The 25,885-nt window shown below is 63.6% G+C and carries 23 protein-coding genes; 12 read left to right on the top strand and 11 right to left on the bottom strand.

What is annotated here, in order from left to right:
* Positions 1 to 49: 49 nt before the first annotated feature.
* From C7I87_RS30075 to C7I87_RS30065, 3 genes are all read right to left on the bottom strand, one after another.
* Complete coding sequence (locus C7I87_RS30075) at positions 50 to 784, bottom strand: L,D-transpeptidase (RefSeq protein WP_149907614.1); 735 nt, start codon at positions 782 to 784, stop codon at positions 50 to 52.
* Positions 785 to 961: 177 nt separating this feature from the next.
* Positions 962 to 2,395, bottom strand: a complete 1,434-nt coding sequence (pyk, locus tag C7I87_RS30070) for a pyruvate kinase (RefSeq protein ID WP_149907613.1) — start codon at positions 2,393 to 2,395, stop codon at positions 962 to 964.
* The gene (locus tag C7I87_RS30065) at positions 2,392 to 2,838 is read right to left on the bottom strand and encodes a DUF1036 domain-containing protein (protein WP_245458765.1); all 447 of its coding nucleotides are present in this window, start codon (positions 2,836 to 2,838) and stop codon (positions 2,392 to 2,394) included. The genes pyk and C7I87_RS30065 overlap by 4 nt, the downstream gene beginning before the upstream one ends.
* A 288-nt stretch (positions 2,839 to 3,126) precedes the next feature.
* Between C7I87_RS30065 and C7I87_RS30060 the strand changes: the two genes are divergently transcribed.
* From C7I87_RS30060 to C7I87_RS30050, 3 genes are all read left to right on the top strand, one after another.
* Positions 3,127 to 3,924, top strand: coding sequence for an N-formylglutamate amidohydrolase (locus C7I87_RS30060; RefSeq protein ID WP_149907611.1), 798 nt, complete (start codon positions 3,127 to 3,129; stop codon positions 3,922 to 3,924).
* 18 nt (positions 3,925 to 3,942) lie between these two features.
* Entirely contained in the window at positions 3,943 to 4,251 is a 309-nt protein-coding gene (locus tag C7I87_RS30055; RefSeq protein WP_149907610.1) for a DUF1244 domain-containing protein, read from the top strand.
* Between the two features lie 98 nt (positions 4,252 to 4,349).
* Complete coding sequence (locus C7I87_RS30050; protein WP_149907609.1) at positions 4,350 to 5,531, top strand: MFS transporter; 1,182 nt, start codon at positions 4,350 to 4,352, stop codon at positions 5,529 to 5,531.
* Here the strand turns inward: C7I87_RS30050 and C7I87_RS30045 are convergent.
* The gene (locus C7I87_RS30045) at positions 5,489 to 6,403 is read right to left on the bottom strand and encodes a LysR family transcriptional regulator (protein WP_149907608.1); all 915 of its coding nucleotides are present in this window, start codon (positions 6,401 to 6,403) and stop codon (positions 5,489 to 5,491) included. The genes C7I87_RS30050 and C7I87_RS30045 overlap by 43 nt on opposite strands.
* 95 nt (positions 6,404 to 6,498) lie before the next feature.
* On the opposite strand from C7I87_RS30045, the gene C7I87_RS30040 reads away from it, so the two are divergent.
* On the top strand, positions 6,499 to 7,458 hold the full coding sequence (locus tag C7I87_RS30040; protein WP_149907607.1) for an SDR family oxidoreductase: 960 nt from the start codon (positions 6,499 to 6,501) through the stop codon (positions 7,456 to 7,458).
* 45 nt (positions 7,459 to 7,503) lie between these two features.
* Here the strand turns inward: C7I87_RS30040 and C7I87_RS30035 are convergent, their stop codons facing one another.
* The 5 genes from C7I87_RS30035 to C7I87_RS30015 all read right to left on the bottom strand — a co-directional run bounded on the left by C7I87_RS30035 (position 7,504) and on the right by C7I87_RS30015 (position 15,432).
* Entirely contained in the window at positions 7,504 to 7,662 is a 159-nt protein-coding gene (locus tag C7I87_RS30035) for a DUF3309 family protein (protein ID WP_149907606.1), read from the bottom strand.
* Between the two features lie 118 nt (positions 7,663 to 7,780).
* Positions 7,781 to 10,957: an efflux RND transporter permease subunit gene (locus C7I87_RS30030; protein WP_149907605.1), complete on the bottom strand. Its 3,177-nt coding sequence runs from the start codon at positions 10,955 to 10,957 to the stop codon at positions 7,781 to 7,783.
* Between the two features lie 80 nt (positions 10,958 to 11,037).
* Positions 11,038 to 12,213: an efflux RND transporter periplasmic adaptor subunit gene (locus C7I87_RS30025; RefSeq protein WP_149907604.1), complete on the bottom strand. Its 1,176-nt coding sequence runs from the start codon at positions 12,211 to 12,213 to the stop codon at positions 11,038 to 11,040.
* Between the two features lie 798 nt (positions 12,214 to 13,011).
* Positions 13,012 to 14,142, bottom strand: a complete 1,131-nt coding sequence (locus C7I87_RS30020) for a patatin-like phospholipase family protein (protein ID WP_149907603.1) — start codon at positions 14,140 to 14,142, stop codon at positions 13,012 to 13,014.
* A 201-nt stretch (positions 14,143 to 14,343) separates the two neighbouring features.
* Positions 14,344 to 15,432 carry a citrate synthase/methylcitrate synthase gene (locus tag C7I87_RS30015; RefSeq protein ID WP_149907602.1) on the bottom strand — a complete coding sequence of 363 codons (1,089 nt, stop codon included), beginning with the start codon at positions 15,430 to 15,432 and terminating at the stop codon, positions 14,344 to 14,346.
* Positions 15,433 to 15,524: 92 nt separating this feature from the next.
* Between C7I87_RS30015 and C7I87_RS30010 the strand changes: the two genes are divergently transcribed.
* Positions 15,525 to 16,676 carry a citrate synthase gene (locus tag C7I87_RS30010; protein WP_149907601.1) on the top strand — a complete coding sequence of 384 codons (1,152 nt, stop codon included), beginning with the start codon at positions 15,525 to 15,527 and terminating at the stop codon, positions 16,674 to 16,676.
* An 11-nt stretch (positions 16,677 to 16,687) separates the two neighbouring features.
* On the opposite strand, the gene phaR is transcribed toward C7I87_RS30010, so the two are convergent.
* Positions 16,688 to 17,296, bottom strand: coding sequence for a polyhydroxyalkanoate synthesis repressor PhaR (gene phaR / locus C7I87_RS30005; RefSeq protein ID WP_149907600.1), 609 nt, complete (start codon positions 17,294 to 17,296; stop codon positions 16,688 to 16,690).
* A gap of 296 nt (positions 17,297 to 17,592) precedes the next feature.
* On the opposite strand from phaR, the gene C7I87_RS30000 reads away from it, so the two are divergent.
* From C7I87_RS30000 to C7I87_RS29970, 7 genes are all read left to right on the top strand, one after another.
* Entirely contained in the window at positions 17,593 to 18,771 is a 1,179-nt protein-coding gene (locus C7I87_RS30000; RefSeq protein ID WP_149907599.1) for an acetyl-CoA C-acetyltransferase, read from the top strand.
* A gap of 106 nt (positions 18,772 to 18,877) precedes the next feature.
* A complete protein-coding gene (gene phbB / locus C7I87_RS29995; RefSeq protein ID WP_149907598.1) occupies positions 18,878 to 19,603 on the top strand; it encodes an acetoacetyl-CoA reductase in 726 nt (241 codons plus the stop codon).
* 198 nt (positions 19,604 to 19,801) lie between these two features.
* The gene (locus C7I87_RS29990; RefSeq protein ID WP_149907597.1) at positions 19,802 to 20,038 is read left to right on the top strand and encodes a hypothetical protein; all 237 of its coding nucleotides are present in this window, start codon (positions 19,802 to 19,804) and stop codon (positions 20,036 to 20,038) included.
* A 298-nt stretch (positions 20,039 to 20,336) separates the two neighbouring features.
* Positions 20,337 to 23,741, top strand: coding sequence for a helicase-related protein (locus tag C7I87_RS29985; RefSeq protein WP_149907596.1), 3,405 nt, complete (start codon positions 20,337 to 20,339; stop codon positions 23,739 to 23,741).
* Positions 23,742 to 23,751: 10 nt separating this feature from the next.
* A complete protein-coding gene (locus C7I87_RS29980; RefSeq protein WP_149907595.1) occupies positions 23,752 to 24,138 on the top strand; it encodes an RNA-binding S4 domain-containing protein in 387 nt (128 codons plus the stop codon).
* A gap of 234 nt (positions 24,139 to 24,372) precedes the next feature.
* Positions 24,373 to 24,711 (top strand): ferredoxin FdxA, encoded by a 339-nt coding sequence (gene fdxA / locus C7I87_RS29975; protein ID WP_140735514.1) that lies wholly within the window; start codon positions 24,373 to 24,375, stop codon positions 24,709 to 24,711.
* Between the two features lie 369 nt (positions 24,712 to 25,080).
* The gene (locus C7I87_RS29970; RefSeq protein WP_006327799.1) at positions 25,081 to 25,662 is read left to right on the top strand and encodes a CarD family transcriptional regulator; all 582 of its coding nucleotides are present in this window, start codon (positions 25,081 to 25,083) and stop codon (positions 25,660 to 25,662) included.
* Between the two features lie 66 nt (positions 25,663 to 25,728).
* On the opposite strand, the gene C7I87_RS29965 is transcribed toward C7I87_RS29970, so the two are convergent.
* The coding region (locus C7I87_RS29965; RefSeq protein ID WP_149907594.1) for an IS3 family transposase at positions 25,729 to 25,885 on the bottom strand (157 nt) is incomplete at its 5' end.

Raw genomic sequence — 25,885 nt, 5'->3', positions numbered from 1 at the left:
CCTTGGGCTCCGGGCAGGATGCCAGGCCACCGCCACGCAGCGCCATATGCTAAATGACCAGCAGCGGCGTCTTGCCGGGAACGCGGTCGTAGAGGTCCATCACGTCCTGGTTGAACATGCGCACGCAGCCGGACGACGCGGATTTCCCGATCGATTTCCAGTCCGGCGACCCATGGATCCGGTAAAGCGTATCTACGCCGTCCTTGAAGATGTAGAGCGCGCGTGACCCGAGCGGGTTGCTGATGCCGGGCTGCATGCCCTGTCGCCATTTTTCCAGCTTCGGATCCCTGCGGATCATTGCCGAAGGCGGCGTCCAGGTCGGCCATTTGCGTTTCCACTGGACGATCGCTCGGCCCTTCCAGGAATAGCCCTGGCGCCCCAGCCCGACACCGTAGCGCATGGCCTTGCCGTCTTTGAGCACCCAGTAAAGATACTTGTCCGTCGTATTGACCACGAGCGTGCCGGGTTTTTCGCCTGTCGGATCGTCGACGATCTGCCGCAGGAACCGCCCGTCGACCTTGGCGAACGGGATTGCCGGCAGCGCGTGGCCGCCGTCTTCGATCGCGCTGTACATGCCCGCGTAGTCGGACGACGCCGGGGCGATCCCTTCAGGCGCGGCAGCTTCGATCGGCGCCTTTTCCGGCGTCGGCTCGAGCGGGACCGGGACAGGCGTACTCGCCAAGCCGATCGACTGCCTGGGCAGTTGAGCACAGGCGGAGATGGTCGAAACGCCAATGAGCGAAAGCCCGGTCAGAAGGGACCGGCGTGAAACGGCAAATGACATTCAATATACTTTCAAGCGATGGGAAATTCAGGCAGGGCGACTGTTAACGCCGCCTCACCGCGTCTTGTAGCGGTGATCACGGCGACCCTGTGTCGAGACAAAGGCGGGGATAATTGTCCCGGCCTTTGTTGTATCGCGGCAACAGTGTGTTCTGCGCTTCTGCCGAGAAGGAGGAGACTATCGGCCGGCTGTTTCCGATCCGACATAGGCGATGCGCAGCATGTTGGTCGACCCCGGCGTCCTGAGCGGCACGCCGGCGGTGATGATGACGCGATCGCCCGGCTTGCCGAATTCCTCTTCCAGCGCGATGCGGCAGGCGCGGTTGACCATGTCGTCGAGATCGGTGGCATCTGGCGATACGACGCAATGCGTACCCCACAGAAGCGACAGCCGCCGGGCGGTGTTGAGGATCGGCGACAGCGCGATGATCGGCACCTGCGGGCGCTCACGCGCTGCGCGCAGGCCGGTGGTCCCTGATGCCGTGTAGGTGACGATCGCCGACAGTTTCAGCGTTTCGGCGATTTCACGGGCGGCCAGCGAAATGGCATCGGCGCCGGTCGCCTCCGGCTCCGAACGCTGTGCATTGATGATGCCGGCATAAGTCGGATCTGTTTCGACTTTGGCGGCGATGCGGTTCATCATGGCAACCGCCTCGACCGGATAGGCGCCTGCCGCCGATTCCGCCGACAGCATGATGGCGTCGGCGCCTTCGAAGACGGCGATCGAAACGTCGGAGACCTCGGCGCGGGTCGGCACCGGGGCGGTGATCATCGATTCCAGCATCTGCGTGGCGATCACCACCGGCTTGCCGGCGCGGCGCGCGGCGCGCGTGATCTGCTTCTGGATGCCGGGCACGGCTTCCAGCGGCATCTCGACGCCGAGATCGCCGCGGGCGACCATCAGCGCGTCGGACAATTCGATGATCTCGGCCAGCCGGGCGACGGCCTGCGGCTTTTCGATCTTGGCCATGATGAGCGCGCGGCCGCGCGCGATCTTGCGCGCTTCGGCCAGGTCTTCCGGCCGCTGCACGAAAGACAGCGCGACCCAGTCGACGCCAGTCGCCAGCACAGCGTCGAGATCCTTGCGGTCCTTCTCGGTCAGCGCACCGACCGGCAGGTCGGTATCGGGCAGGCTGACGCCCTTCTTGTCGGAAATGGTGGTGCCGGCAATGACGGTGCAGACGATCGACTTTCCGTCGCTCTTCACCGCCTTCAGCTCGAGCTTGCCGTCATCGATCAGGAGGCGATGGCCAGCCTCGACCGAGCTCAGGATTTCCGGATGGGGCAGGTAGACCCTGATCGAGGTACCAGGCTCGGGATTGTCGTCGAGCGTGAAGGTCTGGCCTAGCGTCAGCACTTCCTTGCCATTGGCGAACTTGCCGACGCGCAGCTTCGGACCTTGCAGGTCGGCCAGGATGCCTATCGGCCGGCCAACTTTTTCCTCGACGGCGCGGATGCGGGCGACCAGGGTGCGCATCAGCTCATGATCGGTATGGCTCATATTGATGCGGAAGACATCCGCACCGGCTTCGAACAGCTTCTTCAGCATCTCCTCGGACGAGGAGGCCGGACCGATGGTGGCGAGGATCTTGACCTTGCGGCTACGTCTCATTGACTGTTCGTTCCCGGGGCGGCTGGGGCGCCTCCCGTTGCGGGCTCATCGGTGAGCTGGACCATCCAGCTTGCCTGCTCGCCCGTGTCATATTCCTGGAATCCGGCGCGCTGGAAGCCCCGGGCGACGCAGTCGCTTACGCCGGCGATCTTGAACTCTTTTTCAGCCACGCACATGTTGATCGGGCCGTCCCAGCGCCCACCGCGCTCCGCGTCTTCTGCATAAAGATAGTAAAACCTTGATGACAGCGGCCCTTCGATCAACGTCTTGCAGCTCGATCCTTCGATGTGCCACCAGCCCTCGGTGATCCAGCCGGCCTTGGCACGATAGCCGATGCCGACGCCGACCAGGTTCTGCGTGGCGTTGCAGACGCGGAAATCGGCGTGCGCCGGCGAGGCCATGACCATTGCCGACACGCCAACGGTCAGGATCAGGAGCGGCATGGCAAAGGCAGAGCGCATGCCCTGCCTGCCGGCGGAACCCATTCCAAAACCCCTTAAGAACCACATCAGCATCTCTCTGCGCCCCTTTTCGGAAAAGTCCGGCCGCATGTCAACGCGCCGTTTTGTCCAATTCCAATCGATTTAGGAAGGCTCCCGGCGCATGATCCGTCGCCTCTTGCCAGATTTCCCGGGAAACCTTGGCCAAACAACGGCATTGCGCACGCGTCGTCTTCGTGGAATGACGATAGCATCCTCCCCCCAAAGCCAGCGAACGACCATTTTCCGCCAATGACCCGATCCACAGTTTTCGCGCCCTTCGATATCGTCGAGGGCGACCGCAAGCGAGGCATCGTGCTTCTGGCCGATCATGCTCGCCGCGACCTGCCCGAGGAGTATGGCAGCCTGGGACTGCCGGCGACCGAGTTCGATCGCCATATCGCCTATGATATCGGCGTCGAGGCGGTGACGCGCGAACTGGCGGCTCTGCTGGATGCGCCTGCGGTGCTCGCCAATTTCTCGCGGCTGCTGATCGATCCCAACCGCGGCGAGGACGATCCAACCCTCATTCGCCAGCTCTACGACGGCACCATTATTCCGGGAAATTATCCCCTGGCGCGGGAGGAACGCGAAAGGCGGCTTGATCGCTTCTACCGTCCCTATCACGATGCGGTCGGCGCCATGATTGCGTCGGTCGCTCAAGCCGCCGGGAAGGCGCCCTTCATCTTCTCGGTGCACTCCTTCACGCCGGCCATGCAGGGCAGACAGCGCCCCTGGCATGTCGGCATCCTCTGGGACAAGGACGATCGGGTGGCGCGGCCGTTGATCGACATGCTGGCTGAGGACCAGAGACTTATCGTCGGCGACAACGAACCCTATGACGGCGCGCTGCGCGGCGACACCATGTTCAAGCACGCCATCGTCAATGGCTATGCCCACGCGTTGCTCGAAATCCGCCAGGACCTGATAGCGGACCAGCAGGGCATTCTCGCCTGGGCCGGGCGGCTGGCTCCGATCGTTGACGCGATCGACCGCCGTGCCGATATACACGAGGTCAAGCAATTCGGCTCGCGCTCCGGGCCGCTGTAAGACCGAAAGGACGTTACGATGACCGAACTCAGCGACGAACAGAAGCGCGACTTCGAGGCCGCCGCCTTTCGCCGGCTGGTGACGCATTTGCGCGAACGCAGCGACGTGCAGAACATAGACCTGATGAACCTCGCCGGCTTCTGCCGCAACTGCCTGTCGAACTGGTACCGCGAGGCGGCCAATGCGGAAGGCGTCGACCTCGGCAAGGACCAGTCGCGCGAGATCGTCTACGGCATGCCTTATGCCGAATGGCAGGCACTCAACCAGACAGAGGCTTCGGACGCCAAGAAGGCCGAATTCGAAGCCAGGCGTCCCAAGGATCACTGAGTCCGTTTTGGCCCAAATGCTTTCCCACAAGAGCGCTTGACTGAAAATTGAATCGATCTAATTTGCCGCGCAAAGCCATTTTCTGACCGGATTCGCCTATGAACGCGTCGAACGCCATGCAGACTGCCATTCGCGGCCGATGGGCCGTTGCGGCCATTTTCCTTGCCAATGGCTTCCTGACCGGCAGCTGGGCGCCGCAGATTCCGGTGTTCCTGACGCGGCTGGACATCTCGAAATTCACGCTCGGCCTGCTGATCCTTTTGTTCGGCGCCGGCGCGGTCACCGCCATGACGTGGTGCGGCCACCTGATCTCCAGACATGGCTCGCGCACCGTGCTGCGCTGGTTCGGCCTGTGCGGTAGCCTCGGCCTGCTTATCGTGGCGCTGGCGCCCAACGTGCCGCTGGCGGCCGTCGCCATGTTCGTCTTCGGCGGCTCGATCGGCGGCATGGATGTCGCCATGAATGCCAATGCGGTAGTGGTGGAACGGCGGCTGGGGCGCGCCATCATGTCCTCCTCGCACGGCTTCTGGAGCCTCGGCGGTTTCGCCGGCGGCGCCCTTGGCGGCTTTGCTATCCAGACTTATGGCCATCTCGCCCATGCCTCGGTGGTGACCGCGCTTGCCTTCGCGGCAATCGCGGTGGCGGTCCCCCATATCGTGGCCGAAAACAGGCCGCAGGCGGCCGAGCATCATAAATTTACTTTGCCGGCAAACCCATTGGTCTACCTGATCGGCCTGATGGCCCTGCTGACGATGATTTCCGAAGGCGCGGTGCTCGACTGGGCGGCGCTGTATCTGCGGCAGGAACTCGGCGCCGACCTCGCCGTCGCCGGCCTTGCCTACGCCGCCTTTTCCGGCGTCATGGCGATCATGCGCTTTTTCGGCGATGGCGTCCGCAACCGCTTCGGCGCAGTGACGACGCTGCGCGGGTCGGCTGTATTCGCCGCCGCCGGCATGCTGATCGCCGGCCTGTCGCCGTCGCCCTGGCTCGCCGTATCAGCCTTTGCGCTGTGCGGCTTCGGCATCGCCAACATGGTGCCGATCATCTTTTCGGCCGGCGGCAACCAGGAAGGCATGTCGTCGGGCACCGGCATGAGCGTCGTCACCACCATGGGTTATTCCGGCATTCTGGTGGCGCCGTCGGCGATCGGCTTCGTTGCCGAACATTTCAGCTTCGGCCCGATCTTCATCGCCATGGCGGGCCTGCTGATCGTCGTCCTTCTGATGGCCGGATTGGCTCACCGCGCCGAATTCGCCCCCGACGCGGCCCCTGCCGAATAGCGCTTCAACTCCTCATGGAGAAAGTCGGCCACGCGGCGGATGCGCACGCTGCCGCGCACGTCGCGGTGCATCGCCAGCCACACCGGCAGGGCAGGTAACGGCAGGCCGGGCAACACCTTTTCCACCAGCGGATCGCGGTCGGCCAGCGGCTCCTGGCCAAGACCAATGCCGTTTCCCGCCCGCACCGCTTCCCACAGTACGATCTGGTTGTCGGCCCTGAAACGAAAACTGTTTCGGGTGACCGGGATGCCATGCTGGGAAAAGCCTCGGATTATCTCGTCACTGCGATCGAAGCCGATCAGGGCGTGATTGACGAGATCGGCCGGCCTTAGTGGACGCCCGCACCTGTCGAGATAGGATACGGCAGCGCAGGCACAGAGCGCGATATCGCAGACCTTGCGCGCCACCAGTTCATTCTGGGCTGGCTTGACCATGCGAATGGCGATGTCGGCGTCGCGACGCAGCAGGTTCTCGACCTGGTTCGACGCAACGATCTCGACCTCGATACCGGGCTCCTCGATGCCGAGCCTTGCCATCATGGCTGGCAGCACATAGGCCGCCACCACTTCGCTGGCGGCAATCCGTACCGTGCCCTCGATCGCCTCGACCGAGCCCAGCGCGAGCAATGAGAAGGCGCTCGCCTGTTCGCTCACGGCCTTGCCGCGTTCGAACAGCGTGCTGCCGGCTTCCGTCAGTTCATAACCGCGCCGTCCGCGCCGGAACAAGGTAACGCCGAGCGCCTGTTCCAACTCCGCGACGTGACGACCAAGCGTCGGCTGGCTCGCCGAGAGCTTGCGCGCGGCAGCCGACAGGCTGCCGGTTTCGGCCACGGTGACAAAGCTCTTGATCAGATTCCAATCGATATCAGTCATTCAATTTTGAATATCAGAACGCCAATACTAGTCAATTTTCATTCGTGATTGATGCGATCATATTCGGGCTGCAAACACCAACAAGGAGACCTGAAATGAGCAAGATCGCAATCCTCGGCGCCAACGGCCGGCTCGGCCGCGTGGTTGCCAAAGCCTTCATCGACGCCGGCTTCGACGTCCGCACCGTCACCCGCACCGGCAAGGTGCCGGCCGAACTCGCAGGCGCCACCGCGGTTGCCGGCGATGCGCTGGACCGCCAGTCGCTAATCCGCGCCACGCAAGGCGTCGACATCATCTTCAACGGCCTGAACCCGATTTACACCGATTGGGGCAAGTGCCTGCCGATGGCGCAGAATGTCATGGCCGCCTGCCATGCTAACGGCGCGCTGCACCTCTTCCCCGGCACCGTCTACAACTACGGCTCGCCAATGCCGGCGGTGATCACGGAAGACACCCCCTTCCACCCGACCACTGAAAAAGGCCGCATTCGCTGCGCAATGGAGGATTTGTTCCGCCTTGAGGCCGAGGCCGGCCGGGTGCGCACCATCCTTCTGCGCGCCGGCGATTTCTTCGGCGGCGCCGGCAGCGGCTCGTGGTTCGACCTGGTCGTCGCCGCCAAGATCGACAAGGGCATCTACACGGCACCTGGTCCGGCCGACCTCGTGCATGAATGGGCTTATCTGCCGGACTTCGCCGTCGGTTTCGTCGCGCTGGCCCGCAATCTCGACAAGCTCGGCTTCTATGAGGCGCTGAACTTCCCCGGCCACGCCGTCACCGATCTCGAGATGAAGGCCGCCGCCGAGAAGGCCGTCGGCCATCAGCTCAAGATGACCGCGATGCCCTGGTGGGTACTGCGCGCCGGCAGCCCTTTCGTGGCAATGTGGAAAGAGATCGTCTCTATGTCATACCTGCGCTTCGAGCCGCACCGGTTGGTCTCGACGCGGCTGGAAGGCATCATCGGCGAAATTCCCCACACGCCGCTCGACCAGGCGGTTGCCGAGGCGCTCGAGGATATCGGCATAGCCACCATGAATGGCGCCGCGAAAGCTGCCTGAGGCGCGTCGCGGCCAGCAGCCGCTATCGATGGATGAGGTGGCCGCTCAGATCCGCCCCAGCAACAGCAACACAAGGACGATCACCAGCACCACGCCGATAATGCCTGAAGGTCCATAACCCCAGGAGCGCGAGTGCGGCCAGGCCGGAATTGCCCCGATAAGGACAAGGATCAGCACGACAACGACGATGGTGGTGATCGGCATGACAAATTCCCCGCTCTGCGTTGCTTCCGAGACAATGCTTGGCATCGGCCCTGGGGGAAATGCAAAAGGCCGCCCGGTTGTTCCGGGCGGCCTTTGCCAGTCAGACCGGGAAGCCTGTCTATTCGGCGGCTTTCGGGAAGGCAATTGCCGGCTCGGCGACTGCATCCGCTGCCGTCGTGTCCGACGAGATCTCGCCCTTGCTACGCCGGAACAGGCGGCTGAACCAGCCGCGCCGCGCACCGGGCTTGACCTTGGCGCGCGTGAACACCATCAGCATCGACGGCGTCACCACCAGCGTCAGGATGGTGGCGAAGGACAGGCCGAAGACGATAGCCGAGGACAGCGAAATCCACCATTGCGTCGACGGCGCATTGATCGTCGTCTCGTGATGGAAGATTTCGAGCCCAAGGCCGAAGGCGATCGGCAACACGCCGAGGATGGCCGACACCGCCGTCAGCACGACCGGGCGCGCACGCTCACGGCAGGTCTGCAGCACCGCATCCATCTTGTCCCAGCCCTCCTCGCGCAGCCGGTCGTAGGTGTCGATCAGCACGATGTTGTTGTTCACCACCACGCCGGCCAGCGCAATGACACCGATGCCCGACATGACGATGCCGAACGTCTCGCCTGTTATCAACAGTCCGAGGAACACGCCGATCGTCGCCATGACCACGCAGGACAGCACCAGCCACACGCTGGTGAACTTGTTGAACTGCGCCAGCAGCACCAGGAAGATCAGGAAGATCGCGGCACCGAAAGCCTTGCTGAGGAAGGCGCTGGCTTCCGCGCTGTCCTCGTTCGAGCCAGCCAGTTTCCAGCGGATGCCACTGCCGAGATTCATGTCGCTGACGGCCTTGGTGACCTCCTGCTGCACGGCAGCGACCTGGGCGCCGGCGGCAACGTTGGCCTGCACCACCACGGTGCGGGCGCCATCGATGCGGTTGAGGACGCCGACGCTCGGCTTCGCCTTGCGCACGACGAAGTTCGAGATCGGCACCGACCCTTGCGAAGTCTGCACCCTGAGCTCGTCGAGCGTCGACAGCGTGCGCCGGTCCTCCGGCAAGCGCAGCCGGATGTCGACGGCCTTATCGGCGCCGGCAGGCCGGTATTCCGAAAGCTTCAGGCCGTTGGTGACAAGCTGAACCACCGTCCCGACCGAGGTTGGGCTGATGCCGTACTGGGCGGCCTTGGCCCGGTCGACCTCGAGTGCCCAGTCGACGCCGGGCGGCGGCAAGCCATCGGAAATGTCGATGACGCCGGGCACCTTGGCGATGCGTGCGGCGACGGCGCGCGCCTTCTCGTCCAATCCCTTCGGGTCGATGGCCGAAAGCCTGATCTGGATCGGCTTGCCGGTCGGCGGACCCGCTTCCGGCACGCGCACCTCGACGTCGACGCCGGGAATGCCGGCCATCACGCCACGCAGGTCGTTCAGGATATCATTGGCCGATTTGCGCTCGCGCCAGTCGATGAATTCGTACTGGATGACGCCGACGACGTCTTCGGGCACGTCCTGGCCGCCGCCCTCGGACTTGCCGACGCGGGTATAGACCGACTTCACGCCCGGCCAGCCGAGCAGCCGGTTTTCGGCAATCCTGGTCGCGGTATCCATTTCGGCCAGCGAGAGGTTGCCGCGGGCATGCACATAGAGCAGGCCGTAGTCGGGTTCGACGCTCGGGAAGAACTCCACGCCGGCACCATACTTCGAATAGCCAACGAAGATGCCGGCCAGCAAGACGACGGTGAGCACCATCACGGTGATGGGGAAGCGTACTGCCTGCTTGACGACAGCCATGTACCAGCCATCGCGATTGCCATCCTCGTGATGCTGCGGCGCCTTGGCGAAGATCGCGCCCAGCGTCGGCGCGAAGACCAGCGCATAGAGCATCGAGGCCGACAGCGTGACGATCAGCGTGATCGGCATGTACTTCATGAAATCGCCGATGATGCCCGGCCAGAACAGCAACGGCGAGAAGGCGGCGATACGCGTCATCGTCGCCGCGATGACCGGACCGGCCATGCGCTTGGCGGCGAGCGCGAACGCTTCCTGTTTCGGCATGCCCTCGCTCATCCGTCGTTCGGCAAACTCCGTGACGATGATGGCATCGTCGACCAGCATGCCGACCGCCAGGATGAGGCTGAACAGCACGATCATGTTGATCGTGTAGCCCATCATGGCGAGCAGCAGGATGCCGATCAGGAAGGATGACGGAATGGCCAGGCCAATGAGCAGCGAGGCACGCCCGGACAGCGCGTAGAGGATGACGATGAACACCAAGATGACGGCGATCATCACGTGATTCTGCAGATCGCCCAGCAACTGGTTGACGAAGACAGACTTGTCCTGCGTGTAGGTGACGTGCATGCCTTCGGGCATGGTCTTGACGAAGGTATCGGACACCTCCCTGACCTTGGTCAGCGTGTCGATCAGATTGGCGCCGATGCGCTTCTTGACCTCGATGGCGATGGCCGGCTTGCCGTTGAGGCGCGTGATCGTCGTGGCGTCGGCGAAGGTCGAGCGGATCGTCGCGATGTCCTTGGCCTGAACGACGGCATTGGGACCGGCGACCACGGGAAGTGCCGCCACATCCTCGGGCGTTTCGATCAGCGACGGCACCTTGACGGCGTATTTGCCTTGCGAGCCCTCGATGTTGCCGGCGGCAACCAGGCTGTTGGAAGCACCGACGGCGCCGATCAGCTGGTCGAGCTGCAAGCCGTAAGACGACAGCTTCATCGGATCGATGACGACTTCGACCAGATCGTCGCGGGAGCCCTGCAGCGAACCTTCCAGGACGCCGGGCACTTCCTCGATACGGTCGCGCAGCTCGCGCGCCGCGGCCGCCAGCACACGTTCGGGCAATTCGCCGGACAAAGTGACGACCAGCACGGGAAATTCGGAAATATTGACCTCGGTGACGACTGGCTCTTCGGCCGCCTGCGGCAGGTCGGCCTTGCCGTCCTGGACCTTGGAGCGCGTATCCTGCAGCGCCGTCGCCAGGTTCGTCTGCGGCTGGAACTCGACCAGCACATAGCCGCCGCCCTGGAAAGCGGCCGAGCGCATCTCCTTGAGGCCCTTCAGGCTCTTCAGCTTGCTTTCCATCGGCCGGAGCAGAAGGCGCTCGGAATCCTCAGGCGAAATGCCTTGATAGATCAGGCTGACATACATCATCGGAATCGGAACGTCGGGTTCCGCTTCCTTCGGTGTCGACTGATAGGCAACCCAGCCTGCAATCAGCAGGAAGACCAGGACCGAAATGGTCAGGCGGGCATTGTTGATTGCGAGTCTGACGATATCCATGACTTATGCCTGCTGTTGCTTTCGGGAGTGGCGAATGGACACGCTGTCGTCGGGCAAGGCCCGGCGCCGGCGTCCACGCGCTACTGCGTCCCGGCGGTGGCTTCGCCGATCAGCTTGTTGATGGTCGCCTGGTCGGCCTCGACGGGCTTGACCTTATCGCCTTCCTTCACCAGTTCCTGGCCGGCGACGATGATGCGCGCATCGGCCGGGATGCCGCCAAGCACGAGACCGGTCGGCGTATCGTCGACCAGGTCGATCGGGAAGAACGCCACCTTGTTGTCCTTGCCGACGGCGCGGATGCCGAGATCCCCCTTGTCGCCGAGCGTCACCACCGAGCGCGGCAGCAGGACCGCGTCCGTCGGCAAGGCGCTGAGCTGGATTTCCGCCGTCATGCCGGCCGGAACGGAGCCATCGGCATTGGGGATGGCGATCTCGACACGGAAGGTGCGGGTCGCCGACGAGGCGTCGCGGCTGATATAGCGCACGGTGCCTTCGACGGTCTGGCCGCTGACCAGCCGGACACTGGCCTTGTCGCCGATCTTGAGATAGCCGAGGTCGCGCTCGCTAATCTCGCCGCGCGCGACCACCGGATCGAGCTTGAGGATCGTCGCCACCTCGCCGCCCTGCATAACGGAGCTGCCGAGTTCCACCGGCACCCGGTCGATGACGCCGTCGAACGGCGCCTTCACTTCGTTGCGGTCGAGCTCGGCCTGTGCGGTATCCAGCTGGGATTGCGCCTGGGTCAGGTTGGAACGGGCAGTATCGAGCTGCAATTTGGGCAGGTTTCCAGTCTTAGCCAGCCGCTCGGCGGCATCGAGCTCGGCCTTGCGCTGCACCACAAGCTGCTTGGCGTTGTCGACCATCGAGATCTTTTCCTCGGCGGCGAGCATCAGCACCAGATCGCCGGTCTTGACGTGATCGCCTTGCTTGACAGGCAGCTTGTCGATGACGCCGGCGACGCGGGTTGCCAGCACCGCGCGCTTATCGGCTTCGGTCAGCCCCGAAATGCGGATGGCGCGCGCATAGGTCTTGCGTGGCGGCGTCACCACCGCGACGGTGCGCAATGGCGCTTTCGGTTCGGCTTCCGCTGTCTTCGGCTTGCTCGCGTCCGGCGCCTTGCCCTGCTGGACTTCGGCGGCCTTGGCCTTGTTGGCCGCTACGCTGCCGACCGACGAGAACTCGCCCGTCGCCATCCACGCCGCGAAACCGATGAGCACAACAATGGCTGCAAGCTTGTGAAACCTGATTTTAGGCATCGTCATTTTTCCACTGCGGGTTCGGCCAGCACCGCGTCTTTGACGCGGGCGCGTCGCCGATATGGGTGCGCGCCTGACCGTGTTCAAATCGCCGTGATAGGCGAGCGCGCTTCTACATCAAAGTTGCATCGCAATATAGTCCCAAAGTTGCAGCAGCATTGCGTAGCCGGGCAAGGTGTCACCGCCGCGAGCCAGCTTTTGATCTGCTAAAATACCTATTCAACGGACTTGCAGCCGGCGCATGATCCGACCCTCATGACCAGCACCGGACGACGGTCTGCCATCGCCAAAAGGCAGCGCGACATTCCCGAGATGTTGCGCCATCGTCCGGCCTACTTCGAAACTGGATACGGATTTGGCCGACAGGCCAGATCAATTTCCGGCGGGCGAACCGCACTAAACTCCGGCGTCGCGTGGACCGTACAAGCACTTGAAATAACTGACTAAAATAGAAAAGAAGGGACTTAAGCCAGCATTGCCAAAGGCCAGTCCCGGCTGGCCCGAACCGGTGTTAGGAACGTCAGTGCACCGGCGCCGGAATGTACCAGTCCCGCAGTGCGCTGATCTCGACATGAGACCGAGCGCGATGCTGATGAGGAAACATCGCCTGTTCTTCGTCCCATTAGCTGGAAGGATGTCGACCGTTTCGTTCGTCTGATTTCAGCAATACAATGCGACAGCCCGTAGTATCGACAGCCATATGGTGGCAGCAGACGTCAGCATGATGATGCGCTACTCACACGCGCTGGTTGTTGCGGCAGTGCCTGATGCAGATCGGCTCTTCGGCACTTGGCGGGCTCAGGCTCGACGGCGTTCCGCTTCCGGGTTCTTGCGCACGGCGAGAAATTCCTTGACCCGACGGCCGGGTGCGGGACCGCGTACCGGCTTGAAACCATCATCGAGTTCGCCCGAAAGATCGAGCGTACCCCGCTTGCCGACGGCATCGTAATTCTCCTCCAGCCAGTCGCTGGCGGCGGTGCGGCCGAGGTCGCGCAGATAGGTCAGGAACGCCCATTCGGCATTGACCTTGGACGATGCCGACAGGTCCTTGAACGCCTCGTCGGCATCGATGCGATGCATGCGGATGTCGCGGTACTCGCCATGCGGCAGACGGCCCGCGGCGATCAGTTCCTTGATGAAGGCGATCGAACGGAATTCGCGTAGCAGCCCGGCGTTGAAAGTGATCTCGTCGATGCGGTTCTGAATCTCGTTGGCGCTTCTTGGTGTTCCCTCGCGCACCACCGGATTGATCTGCACCAGAAGCACGTCCTCGGTCGCCGCCGCCTTGAAGAAGGGATAGAGCGCCGGATTGCCGCCATAGCCGCCATCCCAGTAGGGCACGCCCTTGATCTCGACGGCGCGGAACAATTGCGGCAGGCAGGCCGACGCCATCACCGTATCCAGATCGATCTCGCCATCGGAAAACACCCGCAATTGCCCCGTCTCGACATTGGTGGCGGAGATGAACAGTTCCATCGACTTGCAGGCGCGAACATTCTTGAAGTCGATTTCCCGCGCGACCACGTCGCGCAATGGATTGAGGCCGAGCGGGTTGGCGACATAGGGCGAAAACACCCGCGACATTGTGTCGAAGAAGACGTAGCCCGGCGTGTTCTCGATCGACCAGTTGCCCCAGGCGACATCCCACGGCATGCGCTGCACCGGGCTGAAACGGCCCTTCGCCGCCACCGCGTGCCAGAAATCGTCCAGCTTCTGCCTGGCACCCTCGACTCCGCCGCGCACGAAACCATCGGCCAGCGCCACCGCGTTCATGGCGCCGGCGCTGGTGCCGGAAACGGCCGATATCTCCAGCCTGCCGTCCTCCAGCAGCCGGTCGAGCACGCCCCAGGAGAAGGCGCCGTGCGAGCCGCCGCCCTGAAGAGCGATGTTGATCTTCTTCTTTTCCTCCGCCTTGCCGTTCTTCGTCATGGCGTTCCTGTCATCCTGATGTGCCAGCTTGCCTAACGTCATTGAAGCGAAGCGGTTGCGGGGCCTATGTTGCAGTGCAGCATATAAGGACGGACCAAGGCAAGAACACGAACACGGTCGCGTGATCACATGAAATTTCGGTCATGCAAAAAGCCCCCGCTGCAATGCGGAGAGGCCGTAGTTTTCAAAACGGACAGAAATCTACGCGACGAGGTCCGGCACCGGGCCGACATAGCGCGATTGCGGACGGATCAGCCGTCCGGTCGTCTGCTGCTCGCGCGCATGCGCGAGCCAGCCGGCAACGCGCCCGGCGGCAAAGACATTGCTGAACGCCTGGGGCGGAAATCCCGCCGCTTCCAGCACCAGCGCGGTGTAGAATTCGACATTGGTCTGCAGCGAGCGCTGTGGCTTGGCGATCCGAAGCACGTCGAGCGCCGTTTGCTCGACCATCTCGGCGAAGGCCAGCCGGCGACCGGTGTCGCCCTCGCCGCCAAGCTTGCGCACCACCGCTTTCAGCACATCGGCACGCGGATCGCGCACACGGTAGATGCGATGGCCGAAGCCCATGATGCGCTCACCATGGGCGATCGCGTCGCGCAGCCAGCCGGCCGCGTCGCCATGCGCAGCGATGGCGTCGAGCATCTCGATGACCGGGCCGGGCGCGCCACCATGCAGCGGCCCCTTGAGCGCCCCGAGCCCGGCCAGCACCGACGATGTCAGGCCGGCCAGCGTCGAGGCGACGACGCGGGTGGCGAAGGTCGATGCATTGAGGCCATGGTCGCCCACGGTCACCAGATAGGTATCAAGTGCCTTTGCCAATGCCGGCGACGGGGCGGATCCCCTGAGCATCCTCAACATGTCGGCGGCATGGTCGGCCTTGCCATCAGGGGCGATCGGTTGCTCGCCGCGCTGCAGGCGCAGCAGGGCCGGCGTCAGCACCGCGGGCGCCGCGATCAGTCTCAAGGCGTCCGTCAGTGTCTCGCCATCCGGCATCAAGGCCATGCCGGCGCGCATGGCGCTGTAGATTTCGAGCGGTGCCAGCAAGGACAGCGCAGGCGCCAGCCGGTCGAAGACCTCGACGCGTGCCTCACCCAGTTTTGCCGCCAGTTCGGCGTCGCCAGGCAGATCGTCGAAGAACCCGTCCAGCAGCAGGTGGACGACTTGGGCATAACTCCATCGCCCTGCCAATTCCCCAAGCGAATGGCCGCGGATCGTCAGGCGGCCGCCCAGACCATCCACGTCCGACAGCACGGTTTCGGCCGCCACCACATCATCGAGCCCATTCGCCATGGCCTTATCTCCTTGAAGCTTTTGCAGATGGCAGATAAGGGTGGGCGGCATACCCATCAATCTTGATCAATAGAATCAATATCAGGGCCGATATGTCCGAATGGTTGTCTCGGGAAGAGGCACTGCAAAGGCTTCGGGTGAGGCCGCAGACGCTCTACGCCTATGTCAGCCGCGGCCGCATCGGCATGCGCCCGGACCGGGACGATCCGCGCCGCAGCCAGTACCGCGCCGACGACATCGCGGCGCTGGCGACGCGAAGGGCGCGCGGGCGCAGCCCCTCGGCCATTGCCGAAAGCGCCATCGCCTGGGGCGAGCCGTCGATTGTCACCGCGATCTCGACCGTCTGGCACGGCCACCTCATCTATCGGGGCCGGGACGCCGTTGCGCTGTCCGACCATGCCACGCTGGAAGAAACCGCTGGACTGCTCTGGGCTTTGCCCGGCCCGGTCAGCTTCGAAGCGCCGACACCAGATGCACCGCCACAGATCGGCCGCGCCCGGGCCTTTGCGCAACTCGCTTTGCTTGCCGGCCAGTCGCGGCCTTCGCTTGGACGAAGTGCTGCCTCGTTGTGCGCCGATGCGGCGCACGCGATCGGCGTTCTGGCCAGCGCCCTCGGTGCCGAGGCGGGCCCGGAACCAGTACATCGGCGATTGGCGCGAGGCTGGTCGGTGGACGATGATGGCGCGGAAGCGATCCGTCGCGTCCTTGTCCTCCTCGCCGACCACGAACTCAACGCATCGACCTTCGCGGCCCGCGTCGCGGCCTCGACCGGCGCCTCACCCGCCGCGTGCCTGCTGGCGGGCCTGGCGACATTGTCCGGCCCACGCCATGGCGGCGCCGGCGAAGCGGTGATCCAGCTTGCCGAAGACGCGACGCGGCATGGCGCCGATGTCGCGATCCGGCGCTGGCTCGGCCACGACCGGCCACTGCCGGGTTTCGGCCACCAGCTCTATCCAGAGGGCGATCCCCGGGCCACGGCACTTCTGGCCGCCCTCGACAACACCGACGAGACATTGCGATCGCTGGAAACCGCCGCCATTGCCGCGACCGGCGGCCAACCGAACATAGATTTTGCGCTGGCCGTGCTGACGCGCGGCCTTGGTCTGCCGCGCGACGCACCGTTCCAGCTATTCGCGCTTGGACGCAGCGTCGGCTGGGCGGCACACATGGTCGAACAGATCGTGAGCGGCAGCGTCATCCGGCCGCGCGGCCGCTATGAGGGATTGTTGCCATGGATTGCGTGAGAGCTATGCGCTTACGACATCGTGTCGAGCTTGCGCTGCATGGCCGCGATCTGGTCCTTCAGTTGCTGCAGATCGTCGGGTTTCTCCGGGACTTCCTTCCTGGCCGGTTCGGCAGGGGTCGCGGCGGGTGCGGAGCCCACCGGCGGAAAAGGGGTGAACAGCCGCATCGCATTCTGGAACATTTCCATGTTGCGCCGTGTCTGTTCCTCCAGTGCCTTCATCGGCGTCGCCATCTTCATCACGTCGAGCGGCGACTTGCCGATGGCGCCCTTCATCTGCTCGCGGAACCGCTCCTGCTCCTTGGAGAAGGCGATCATCGACTGTTCGAGGAAGCTCGGCACGATCATCTGCATCTGGTCGCCGTAGAAGGCGATCAGTTGGCGCAGGAACGGGATCGGCAGCATGTTCTGCCCGTCCTTGTTCTCCAGTTCGAAAATGATCTGGGTCAGCACCGGATGGGTGATGTCGTCACCGGTCTTGGCGTCCTGTACGGTGAATTCCTCGCCCTTCTTGACCATCTCGGCCAGATCCTCGAGCGTCACATAGGTGCTCGTCCCCGTATTATAGAGGCGGCGGTTGGCGTATTTCTTGATAATGATCGGGTCGTCTTTTGCGGCCATCTGCATCCTCCCCGGACACCGGCACGCCTGAGTAAGCAGCCGGTAACGATTGCGCCCTTTTTGAGGATATGCGCAAAAGCCTCATAATTCCAAGCAGTTTGTGCAGTGCGGGATCATATAATGCTGCATGGCAGGCTAAATATGCTGCGCAGCAGCGGCCAGACCGCCGGCACCATGATGCACGACCTGCTTGCGACCCAACGGCGCCATGCCGATTTCCGGTTTGACTTGGGATTGGGAAAGGGCAAGAAAAGTCCTCAACGGCACAACAACACCCTTGAAGTCTGGAGAAGAAAATGTCCGCTTCCATCGTCATTGCCAGCGCCGCGCGTACCGCTGTAGGCTCCTTCAACGGCGCCTTCGCCGCCACGCCCGCACATGAACTCGGCGCCGTCGTCGTCAAGGAACTTTTGGCGCGTGCCGGTGTCGAGGCGGGCGAGGTCGACGAGGTCATACTCGGCCAGGTGCTGACCGCGGCGCAAGGCCAGAACCCGGCCCGCCAGGCCTCGATCCTTGCCGGCCTGCCCAAGGAGACCACCGCCTGGGGCCTCAACCAGGTTTGCGGCTCGGGCCTTCGGGCCATCGCGCTCGGCATGCAGCAGATCGCCACCGGCGACGCCAAGGTGATCATCGCCGGCGGCCAGGAATCGATGTCGCTGTCGCCGCACGCCGAGCACCTGCGTGCCGGCGTCAAGATGGGCGACTACAAGATGATCGACACCATGATCAAGGATGGGCTGTGGGACGCCTTCAACGGCTACCACATGGGCAACACGGCCGAGAACGTCGCCCGCCAGTTCCAGATCACCCGCGACGACCAGGACCAGTTCGCGCTGGCCTCGCAGAACAAGGCCGAGGCCGCGCAGAAGGCCGGCAAGTTCAAGGACGAGATCGTCGCCTTCACCATCAAGGGCAAGAAGGGCGACACCATTGTCGACCAGGACGAATACATCCGCCACGGCGCCACGATCGATGCCATGACCAAGCTGAAGCCGGCCTTCGACAAGGACGGCACGGTGACCGCGGCCAACGCCTCTGGCATCAATGACGGTGCCGCCGGCGCGCTGCTGATGAGCGAAGCGGAAGCCGCCAGGCGCGGCATCACCCCGCTGGCGCGCATCGCCTCTTGGGCAACCGCCGGCGTCGATCCGGCGATCATGGGCACCGGACCCATTCCCGCCTCGCGCAAGGCGTTGGAAAAGGCGGGCTGGTCGGTCGGCGATCTCGATCTGGTCGAGGCCAACGAGGCCTTCGCCGCGCAGGCCTGCGCAGTCAACAAGGACATGGGCTGGGATCCCTCGATCGTCAACGTCAATGGCGGCGCCATCGCCATCGGCCATCCGATCGGCGCCTCGGGCGCCCGCGTCTTCAACACGCTGGTCTTCGAGATGCGCCGACGCGGCGCCAAGAAGGGTCTCGCCACCCTATGCATCGGCGGCGGCATGGGCGTCGCCATGTGCGTGGAGGCTCTCTGACAGATTTGGACGGGCGGCGCGAGCCGCCCGTTTCATATGTAGTGCCTGTAGCAAATCCAGTGCCTGCCAAGCCCGACAACAGGGCGATTTCAAAAAGGGGAAATGCATGACCAAGGTTGCAATCGTCACGGGTGGATCGCGCGGTATCGGCGCTGCCATCTCGATCGCTTTGAAGACTGCCGGCTATTCGGTTGCCGCGAACTATGCCGGCAACGACGACGCGGCGGCGAAGTTCAAGGCCGAGACCGGCATTCCGGTTTATAAATGGTCGGTCGCCGACTATGACGCTTGCGCAGCCGGCATCAAGAACGTCGAGGCCGACCTCGGCCCGGTCTCCGTACTGGTCAACAATGCCGGCATCACCCGCGACGCCATGTTCCACAAGTTGACGCGCGATCAGTGGAAAGAGGTCATCGACACCAATCTGTCCGGCGTCTTCAACATGACGCATCCGCTGTGGGGCGGCATGCGCGACCGCAAGTTCGGCCGCGTCATCACCATCTCCTCGATCAACGGCCAGAAGGGCCAGGCCGGCCAGGTCAACTACTCCGCCGCCAAGGCCGGCGACATCGGCTTCTCGAAGGCGCTCGCCCAGGAAGGCGCCCGCGCGGGCATCACCGTCAACGTCATCTGCCCGGGCTACATCGCCACCGAGATGGTCAAGGCAATCGACGAGAAGGTGCTCAACGAACGCATCATCCCGCAAATCCCGGTCGGCCGCCTCGGCGAACCGGAAGAGATCGCGCGCTGCGTCGTCTTCCTCGCTTCCGAAGATGCTGGCTTCATCACCGGCTCGACTCTCACCGCCAATGGCGGCCAGTACTTCGTCTGAGACGTCTTCTCATCGTAGCCAACGGCTGGGGATCGACGCGAGCCCCGCGACAAGCGGACCGGGAAATCGGTCCGCTTTCAAATGACGCCTGAAGCCTCGGAAGGCTTGGCAATCGCGCAATGTCCCAATCCGGCACGCAAAGGTTAATGGCGACGGCGGCGCCTGCGCGAAACCTGTGGTTAAGCCTGTGAATCCTCGGTGGATAAGCTGTTCACAACACAAGATATTGAGGGAACAAAAGGAGAAAATACCGCTGGCGCTGATTTGTCGCCGATTCGTTCCGGCTTTGAGCGCAATATTAACATTAATGGCCGCGATTGCCTGCAATTCCTTAACGTCGAGTTCAGAAAGATTAACAATTTCATAATGTTGAGCGGAGCGTACCGTACTTCCAGCATCGTTTACCGGCAAAAGTTAACGGCGAGGCCTACCTAGCATAAAACGGGCCAGTTCGGCGATTCAGCATGTGGTGAGACTCGTCGTCACAAAATCCATATCTAGCCGTGAACAAAAGCTGAATCTCTCGAAGTCAGCGATTCGTCGCTGATTCGTTCCAGACTCGTTCCAACTGTTAAGCAGAGGCTCATTTGCGGGTTGGCGCGGGCGTCTTCGGAACCCGGCCGGAACATTCCGCTTTCGCTTCGCGCCCGAAATCCCTATGTGTCGGCTGTCATACGCGCCGTGCAGGCACGCTCCCGACAACGAGAGGCCAGAAAGCCTTATTTCCGAGCCGATGAACATCCAGCAGAAACACACCGAGCCGCTGATCCTGTCGGGCCGCGACGTGACCGCCGTGCTTGGCCCGACCAACACGGGCAAGACCCATCTCGCCATCGAGCGCATGGTGGCGCACGAAACCGGCGTCATCGGCCTGCCGCTGAGGCTGCTGGCCCGGGAAGTCTACACGCGCGTCTGCGAGAAAGTTGGCGCTCACAAGGTGGCGCTGATCACCGGCGAGGAGAAGATCCAGCCGCCGGGCGCCAGATATTCGGTCTGTACCGTCGAAGCCATGCCGCGCGAGACCGACGCCGCTTTCGTCGCCATCGACGAGGTGCAACTGGCAGGCGACCTCGAGCGCGGCCATATCTTCACCGATCGCATCCTGCATCTGCGCGGCCGCCAGGAAACGCTGCTGCTCGGCGCGGCCACCATGCACGGCATTCTCCAGCGGCTGCTGAAGGGCGTCTCGGTGGTGACGCGGCCGCGGCTGTCGCATCTGGCCTATGCCGGCTCCAAGAAACTGACGCGCCTGCCGCGGCGCACCGCGATCGTCGCCTTCTCCGCCGACGAGGTCTACGCCATCGCCGAGCTGATCCGGCGCCAGCAGGGCGGTGCGGCGGTGGTTCTCGGGGCGCTGTCGCCCCGCACCCGCAATGCCCAGGTGGCGCTGTTCCAGTCGGGCGATGTCGACTACCTCATAGCCACCGACGCGATCGGCATGGGTCTCAACCTCGATCTCGACCATGTCGCCTTTGCCCAGAACCGCAAGTTCGACGGCTACCAGTACCGCAATTTGACAGCGGCCGAACTCGGCCAGATCGCCGGCCGCGCCGGCCGGCATCTGCGCGACGGCACGTTCGGCGTCACCGGCCAGGTCGATCCGCTGGACGAGGACCTGGTCCAGAAGATCGAGAGCCATGACTTCGATCCGGTGAAGGTGCTGCAGTGGCGCACCGCCCAATTCGATTTCGCCAGCCTCGATGCGCTGAAGCGCTCCATCGAAACCAACGCCCCGGTCGAGGGACTGACGCGCGCCCTGCCGGCCGTCGATGCACAGGCGCTCGAACATCTCTCCCGCGACGAAGACATCCGCGCCCTCGCGACCAATGCCAAACGCGTTGCGCTGCTGTGGGAAGCCTGCGCGCTGCCGGACTATCGCAAGATTGCGCCCGCCCAGCATGCCGACCTGATCGCCTCGATCTACACGGACCTCGCCCGGCATGGCCATGTCGACGAGAATTACATGGCCGAGCAGGTGCGCCGCGCCGACACCACCGAAGGCGACATCGATACGCTGTCGCACCGCATCGCCCAGATCCGCACCTGGACATTCGTGTCGAACCGGCCCGGCTGGCTGGCCGATCAGGCACACTGGCAGGAAAAGACGCGCGAAATCGAAGACAGATTGTCGGATGCGCTGCATGAGCGGTTGACGAAACGCTTCGTAGACCGCAGGACTTCCGTCCTCATGCGGCGCCTTAGAGAAAATACCATGCCTGAAGCCGAAATCAGTCCTACCGGAACCGTCCTTGTCGAAGGCCATCATGTCGGCGAGTTGCAAGGGTTCCGCTTCACCGCCGACCAGACCGCCGGCGGCGAAGACGCCAAGGCCGTGCGCACGGCCGCGCAAAAGGCGCTGGCCGCCGAATTCGATGCACGTGCGGAGCGCTTCGGCGCCTGCGCCAATGGCGACCTCGCGCTCGGTTCGGACGGCACGCTGCGCTGGATTGGCGCCCCGATCGGCACGCTGGTTTCGGGCGAGGACGCGCTGAAGCCTCGCCTGGTGCTGCTGGCCGATGAACAGCTCACTGGCCCGGCGCGCGACAAGGTTGCCGCGCGTGCCGAGCGCTTCGTCAATTTCCAGATCGAATCCCTGCTGAAGCCGCTGGTCGACCTGAAAAATGCCGAGCAGATTTCCGGTATCGGCCGCGGCATCGCCTTCCAGCTCGTGGAGAACTTCGGCCTCATCAATCGCCGCGACATCGCCGAGGAAATGAAGTCGCTCGACCAGGAAGGTCGCGCGGCACTTCGCCGGCTCGGCGTGCGCTTCGGTGCCTACCACGTCTTCGTGCCGGCGCTGATCAAGCCGGCTCCCGCCGGGCTGGTGACCTTGCTGTGGGCGCTGAAGAACGATGGCAAGGACAAACCCGGCTTCGGCGACGTCGTCCACGCGCTGGCATCGGGCCGCACCTCTGTTGTCATCGATCCGGCCTTCGACAAGGCGTTCTACAAGCTTGCCGGCTACCGCAACCTCGGCCGCCGCGCTGTGCGCATCGACATTCTCGAGCGGCTGGCCGACCTGATCCGCCCGGCGACCAACTGGAAGCCCGGCCTCGGCCAGCGGCCGGACGGCGCCTATGACGGCCAGTCCTTCATGGTGACGCCGCCGATGATGTCGATCCTCGGCGCCACCGCCGACGACATGGAAGAGATCCTGAAGGGCCTCGGCTATCGCGCCGAGCCGAAGCCGCCTGCGGAAGTCAAGGCACGGCTGGAAGCGCAGGACACCGCCGCGCGGGAAGCCGCCGCGGCCAAGCAGGCAGCCGCAGCCGAAGAGGCAGCCCGCGTGGAACATGCCAGGGCAGTGGAAGAAGCAGCATCGCCGGCCGCCGAAGGATCGGAGCTGGTGCCGGACGCGGCAACCACCGCGGAGACGGAGGTTCCAGCCGAAGCCGTAGCAGACGCGCCAGCGGACGCTGTCGTGCAGGAGCAGGCGGAAGCCACGGCTGAAGTCGCGGATGAAGAAGCGCCTGTAGCCGAAGCCGCTGTTGAACCCGCCGAGCCAGCGCCGGTTGAACCGCAGGCCGAACCTGAAACTGCCGAGATTGAGGCCACGCCCACGGAGGGAGCCGCAGCGACGGAGCCAACCGTGGAGGCCTCCGCGCCGACGGATGCCGCCGAACCGGTTGCAGTGCAGGAAGTCGCCAGCGGACCCGCACCGGAAGCCGAAGCGCCAAAGCCGATCCTGCTGTGGCGCCAAGGTCGCTTTGACCAGCGTCCGCGCCATCGCGACGGCCGCAACAACCGCCCGCAAAACGGACAGGCGCGCGGCCGAAGCAACGCGCCGGCCGATGCCGGCGGCGAACAGGCAACAGGCACGCCCGCAGACCGTCCCGCCCATGAAGGACGCCGCGACGGCGCCGGCAAGCCGCGCTTCGACCGCTCGAAGTTCAAGCCGAGGCCGCAAGGCGAAGGCGAGCAGCGCCGCGACGGACGCCCGCAAGGCGATCGTCCCGACCGCCGCGAAGGCCGTCCAGACTGGAAGGGCGGCAGGCCGGAAGGCAAGGATGCTGATCGCGGCAAGGGAGGCGGAAAGCCCGCCTTCCAGCCCAAGCCGCGCGAGGAGCGCCCGGTGCGCTTCGATCCTGATTCCCCCTTCGCCAAGCTCGCCGCCTTGCGCGACCAATTAAAGAAGTAGGCTCCCTTCGATGGTTGCCGAAGGCCGCCAGCGCATCGACAAATGGCTGTTCTTCTCGCGCGCGGTAAAATCGCGCTCGCTGGCGGCCAAATTGGTGGTCGCCGGCCGCGTGCGCATCAATCGCGACAAAGCAGCGCAGGCCTCCGATCTGGTCAAGCAGGGCGACGTGCTGACCATCACGCTGGACCGGCGTATCTTCGTCTGGAAGGTGCTCGGCGCTGGTGTGCGGCGCGGCCCGGCCGAGGAAGCCCGCACTCTTTATGAAGACATGTCGCCGCCGCCCGCGCCCAGGGCCGACGCCCTTCCCGATGCCATTCCGGCGCTGCGCGAGGCCGGCAGCGGCCGCCCGACCAAGAAAGAGCGCCGCCAGACCGACCGATTGCTTGACGAAGATTGAGCCCTGTCGACCAAACGCGGGGTGTTTTTCCCCACAGGAACGACAAACAAAAGCGGAACCCTGAGCGGCAAACAGGACGGTCGGCGGGGCATGTCGGGCCTTCGCGGCACCGCCCACCTGGAATTCCATTCCCAAACCCTGACGCCACTGGGAATGGCCACCCTTGCAAGCAGCCGATAAAGGCGTTACCTCACAAAAAAAGCCAACAAAAACGGGACATCCCGGAGCCGACCGATGACCTATGTCGTGACCGACAACTGCATCAAATGCAAATATATGGACTGCATCGAGGTCTGTCCGGTCGACTGTTTCTACGAAGGCGAGAACATGCTCGTCATCCATCCCGACGAGTGCATCGACTGCGGCGTCTGCGAACCGGAATGCCCGGCCGACGCGATCAAGCCCGACACCGAGTCGGGCCTCGACAAATGGCTGCAGATCAACACTGAATATGCCGAGAAATGGCCTAACATCACCGCCAAGAAGGAGCCGCCGGCCGACGCCAAGACCTTCGACGGCGAGACAGGAAAGTTCGAGAAATATTTCTCGGCGGAACCCGGCGAAGGCGACTGACAGCACCGGCGTCGCGACCTGTATGACGCTGCGTAAGAGGCATGGTACATTAACCGGCTTGACAGCCGGAGCAGAGCTGTGGCCTTCGCTTTTGCACCAAAACCTTGATTCTTCCGACTTTTTGTGTTACATCAGCGAAATATGCCGGTGACACAACGTCGATTTATGGCGCAGACGCCCCAAATCACTGAAAGGTGAAAATCCCATTCCGGACCAGAGTGATCTGGGCCAGGCGGTCGCAGTTCGTGCGGTTTGCCGGTCCCGGCTTTTCCGGTGGGTTCATCTGTTGTGCGGCTAATGGTCGGTGACCCCGATCACGTGAGTTCAGCCGGCACCGCCGCCGGCCCACAACAAGGAGTTCAGGGCGTAATGGCAACGATCACCCCGCAGAAAAAGTCCACGGCCGCGCGTCACGGTTTCAAGACCGGTGAGTATATCGTCTATCCGGCGCATGGCGTTGGGCAGATCGTCTCGATCGACGAGCAGGAAGTGGCCGGCCACAAGCTGGAACTTTTCGTCATCGACTTCCAGAAGGACAAGATGCGCCTGAAGGTGCCGGTCGCCAAGGCGACCTCGATCGGCATGCGCAAACTGTCGGAAGAGGATTATGTCGAACGCGCGCTGAAGGTGGTGCAGGGTCGCGCCCGCGTCAAGCGCACCATGTGGTCGCGCCGTGCCCAGGAATATGACGCCAAGATCAATTCGGGTGACCTGATCTCGATCTCGGAAGTCGTGCGCGACCTCTACCGCGCCGACAACCAGCCGGAGCAGTCCTATTCCGAACGCCAGCTCTATGAGGCGGCCCTCGACCGCATGGCGCGCGAGATCGCGGCAGTCAACCGCATGTCGGAAACCGAAGCCGTGCGCCTGATCGAGGTCAACCTCAACAAAGGCCCGAAGCGCGGCGCCAAGGCCGACAACGAGGAAGCCGAGCAGGAAGAAGCTGCCTGAGCTTTTCGCCTTCTGAGTTAACGAAAAATCCGGCCTTCGTGAACTGACCCCGTAAAGTTGGACGGTTCATTGAGCTGGTGGATTTAAGGGCTGGGTCCTGTATTGCACGGGGGCCAGCCCTTTCAGTTTCAGTTTGATGCGGCGGTGGTTGTAATAATCGATGTAGCCCTTGATGGCCGTATCGAGGCTTTGGACAGTTTCGAACCTTTCCGGATGGAAGAGT

Origin of the sequence: Mesorhizobium sp. SARCC-RB16n (genome assembly GCF_008520305.1) — a bacterium.
Lineage (GTDB): Bacteria > Pseudomonadota > Alphaproteobacteria > Rhizobiales > Rhizobiaceae > Mesorhizobium.
Note: the sequence above shows the minus strand (reverse complement) of the source record. Positions and strands in the feature narration are given on the sequence as shown.